The organism is Microbacterium sp., assembly GCF_047607465.1.
Lineage (GTDB): Bacteria > Actinomycetota > Actinomycetes > Actinomycetales > Microbacteriaceae > Microbacterium.
Window position 1 is genome coordinate 1 of sequence record NZ_JASGCY010000026.1, and the last position, 4,060, is coordinate 4,060.

The window sequence follows — 4,060 nt, forward strand, 5'->3', positions numbered from 1 at the left end:
CGCGGCCGGTGCGGCGGATGCCGCCGCTCTCGCCGCCGCCGACGCCGCCACCGGGGCGGTGATGGCGGCGGACGAACCGTGCGCCCTCGCGGCACGGGTCGCCGCGGCATCCGGCGCCGTGCTCACGGGGTGCGAGCTGGTGGGCTTCGTGGCGACCGTCCAGGTCCAGGCGGCGTACGCTGGAATCGCTGCCGTCTCCCGAGCCCGAGCAGGGCCACCCGAGGGGAACTGACGGCGGCACGTACACGACACCACTGCGCCCAACCCTTTGCAGCGGTGTGTATGGTGTGCTTCGAAGAAAGGACGCACCCTTGGCTGAAGGCAAGAAGCTCGTCATCGTCGAGTCCCCGACGAAGATGCGGTCTATTCAGGGATACCTCGGCGACGGGTACGAGGTGCTCAGCTCCGTCGGCCACATCCGCGATCTCGCCGACAAGAAGGACATTCCGGCCGCCGACAAGCAGGCCTACGGAAAGTACTCGATCGACGTCGACAACGACTTCGACCCCTACTACGTCGTCTCCGACCGCAAGACGAAGACGGTCGCCGAGCTCAAGCGGGCTCTGAAGAACGCCTCCGAGCTCCTGCTCGCCACTGATGAGGACCGCGAGGGCGAGGCCATCGCGTGGCACCTGCTCGAAACGCTGAAGCCGAAGGTCCCCGTCAAGCGCATGGTGTTCCACGAGATCACCAAGGACGCGATCCAGGCCGCCGTCGGCAACACCCGCGAACTCGACACCGACCTCGTCGACGCGCAGGAGACGCGCCGCATCCTCGACCGCCTCTACGGCTGGGATGTCTCTCCCGTGCTCTGGTACAAGGTGAAGTCCGGGCTCTCCGCCGGGCGCGTGCAGTCCGCGGCCACCCGCATGATCGTCGACCGGGAGCGCGAGCGCATGGCGTTCGTCTCGGCCGAGTACTGGGATGTCGAGGCGCAGGCTGCGCGGTCGGGCAGCCAGGGCTTCAGCGTGCGCCTCGTGCGCGTCGACGGCGGGCAGCTCGCCCGCGGCACCGACTTCGACGATCGCGGGAAGCTGAAGAAGGCCGTCGTCGTCCTCGATGAGCGCAGGGCCGCAGCCCTCGCGCTCGCCGTCGACGCGGCCGGCGCCGGCACCGTGACCAAGGTCGAAGCGAAGCCTGGCACGCGCAGCCCTTACGCGCCGTTCACCACCTCCACGATGCAGCAGGAGGCCGGTCGCAAGCTCTCGATGAGCGCCAAGCAGGCGATGAGCGTCGCCCAGCGCCTGTACGAGAAGGGGTACATCACCTATATGCGCACCGACTCCACGGCGCTGAGCACCCAGGCGGTGCAGGCGGCGCGGAGCCAGGCGGTCGCGCTCTACGGCGACAGCGCGGTGCCGCTGAAGCCCCGCGTGTACAAGTCGAAGAGCAAGAACGCGCAGGAGGCGCACGAGGCCATCCGTCCGTCGGGTGAGAACTTCCGCACCCCGGCATCCGTCTCCTCCCAGCTCGACCGCGACGAGCAGCGTCTCTACGACCTCATCTGGAAGCGCACGGTCGCGAGCCAGATGGCCGACGCGAAGTACGAGACCACCACGGTCACCATCGCCGTCGACGCCGACGGGCAGAACCTGGAGTTCACGGCATCCGGCACCGTCTACACCTTCAAGGGCTTCCTCGACGCCTACGAAGAGGGCCGCGACGAGAAGCGCAACGCGCAGGACGCGGCGAGCGACCAGTCGCTGCCGGTCGTCGCCGTCGGCGACGAGCTGTCGATCGCGGATGCCGAGGCCAAGGGCCACCGCACCAGCCCGAAGCCCCGCTACACCGAGGCATCCCTGGTCAAGGCGCTCGAGGAGCACGGCATCGGACGGCCCTCCACGTTCGCCAGCATCATCGGCACCGTGATCGACCGCGGCTACGCGACCAAGCGCGGTCAGGCGCTGGTCCCGACGTGGCTCGCCTTCAGCGTGGTGCGCCTGCTCGAGGAGCATTTCGCCGACCTCATCGACTACGACTTCACCGCGGCGCTCGAGGACGACCTCGACGCGATCGCCCGCGGCGAGCAGAAGCGCGTCGAGTGGCTGCGTTCCTTCTACTACGGTTCGGAGAATCAGGTCGGCCTGCGCCAGGTCGTCGACAACCTTGGCGAGATCGACGCGCGCGCCCTGAACTCGACGCCGATCACCGACACGGCGACTCTCCGCTTCGGCAAGTACGGCCCGTACCTCGAGGTCATCGATCCGGCGAACCCCGAGGCCAAGCCGCGCATCGTGAACGTGCCGGAGGATCTCGCCCCCGACGAGCTCACCGCCGCCAAGGCGCAGGAGCTCATCGACGCCCCCGTCGCCGGAGACCGCGTCCTCGGGGAGAACCCCGAGAACGGCAAGATCATCGTCGTCAAGGACGGCCGGTTCGGCCCCTACGTGCAGGAGAACGATCCGGTCCCCGACGACGCGGTGGTCGATGAGGCCAGCGGCGAGATCGTGGATGCGGCAAAGCCCAAGCGGTCAGCCAAGAAGGAGGCGGCTCCCAAGCCCCGCACTGGGTCGCTGTTCCGCTCGATGTCGGTGGACACCATCGACCTCGACACCGCGCTGAAGCTGCTGAGCCTGCCGCGCGTCGTCGGCGTCGACCCCGAGTCGGGCGATGAGATCACGGCGCAGAACGGCCGCTACGGACCGTATCTGAAGAAGGGGGCCGATTCGCGTTCGCTCGAGAGCGAGTCGCAGATTTTCGACATCACGCTCGAAGAGGCGCTGGCGATCTACGCGCAGCCGAAGTACGGTGCCGGCGCCCGGCGGGCCGCCAGCGCGCTCGCCGAGTTCGAGGCCGACCCGGTCAGCGGCAAGCCGATCCGCGTCCGCGACGGGCGCTTCGGCGCCTACGTGACCGACGGTGAGACCAACGTGACGATCCCGCGCGGCCAGCAGGTCGCCGACATCACCTTCGAGATCGCGGTGCAGATGCTCGCCGACAAGCGCGCCAAGGGTCCGGCGCCCAAGCGCGGGGCGCGGGGCGCGGCGGCGAAGAAGGCTCCCGCCGCGAAGAAGGCTCCCGCGAAGCGTCGTCCTGAGCGAGCGCAGCCAGGCGAAGGGAAGGCGCCGACGGACGCCGAGAAGGCGGCGGCGCGCTCCGCCGCGGCGAAGAAGGCGGCGGCGACGCGAGCGGCGAACGCGGCGGCGAAGGCCAAGGCCGGCTCGTGACCCCAGGTCGCGGCGTGTGGATCACGCTCGAGGGCGGTGACGGCTCGGGCAAGACCACGCAGGCGAATCTGCTCGCCGGCTGGCTGACGGATGCCGGGCGCACCGTCGTCCGCACGCGTGAGCCCGGCGGCTCGGAGGTCGGCGTGCTCATCCGCGACATCGTCCTGCATCATCGCGGCGACATCGCGCCAAGGGCGGAGGCGCTGCTGTACGCCGCCGATCGGGCGCATCACGTCGCGACGGTGGTGCGCCCAGCGCTCGCGCGCGGGGAGATCGTGCTGCAGGACCGCTACCTCGACTCGTCGGTCGCCTACCAGGGTGCGGGGCGGGTGCTCGACGGCGTCGAGATCCGCAACCTGTCGCTCTGGGCGGCTGAGGGCGCCCTGCCCGACCTCACGCTGCTGCTCGACCTGGATCCCGCTGCCGCCAGGGAACGGCTGGACTCGGCCGACAAGCCCTTCGACCGGCTCGAGGCCGAGAAGGCCGAGTTCCACGGGCGGGTCCGCAACGCCTATCTGGCGCTTGCCGCCGCAGAGCCTGATCGCTTCCTGGTGCTCGACGCCTCGGCATCCGTCGACGAGATCGCCGTGCAGGTCCGCACCCGCGTCGCAGCGCTCCTCGCCTGACTTCCGCACCCCGTCGCGCTGCTCATCCCGTCGTTTTACTCAGTCGTCGCGCTGCTCTTCCCGTCGTCGCGCTGCTCAACTCGTCGTCGCGCTGCTCTTCTTCTTTTCGCGCTGCTGAACTTCTCCCGCGCTGCTCAAACTTCTGTAGCGTGAGCGGCAATCAGCAGCGCGACGCGAGGAACAGCAGCGCGACGCGAGGAACAGCAGCGCGACGCGAGGAACAGCAGCGCGACGCGAGGAACAGCAGCGCGACGCGAGGAACAGCAG

General features: G+C 69.4%; 4 protein-coding genes. 3 read left to right on the forward strand and 1 reads right to left on the reverse strand.

Features of this window, described 5'->3' with window-relative positions:
* From QM568_RS02785 to tmk, 3 genes are all read left to right on the forward strand, one after another.
* A partial coding sequence (locus QM568_RS02785; protein WP_415135590.1) for a helicase occupies positions 1-232 on the forward strand: 232 nt, incomplete at its 5' end.
* A gap of 79 nt (positions 233-311) precedes the next feature.
* Positions 312-3,167, forward strand: a complete 2,856-nt coding sequence (gene topA / locus QM568_RS02790) for a type I DNA topoisomerase (protein ID WP_415135592.1) — start codon at positions 312-314, stop codon at positions 3,165-3,167.
* Complete coding sequence (gene tmk, locus QM568_RS02795; protein WP_415135594.1) at positions 3,164-3,793, forward strand: dTMP kinase; 630 nt, start codon at positions 3,164-3,166, stop codon at positions 3,791-3,793. The genes topA and tmk overlap by 4 nt, the downstream gene beginning before the upstream one ends.
* 75 nt (positions 3,794-3,868) lie before the next feature.
* Here the strand turns inward: tmk and QM568_RS02800 are convergent.
* The coding region (locus QM568_RS02800; RefSeq protein ID WP_415135596.1) for a hypothetical protein at positions 3,869-4,060 on the reverse strand (192 nt) is incomplete at its 5' end.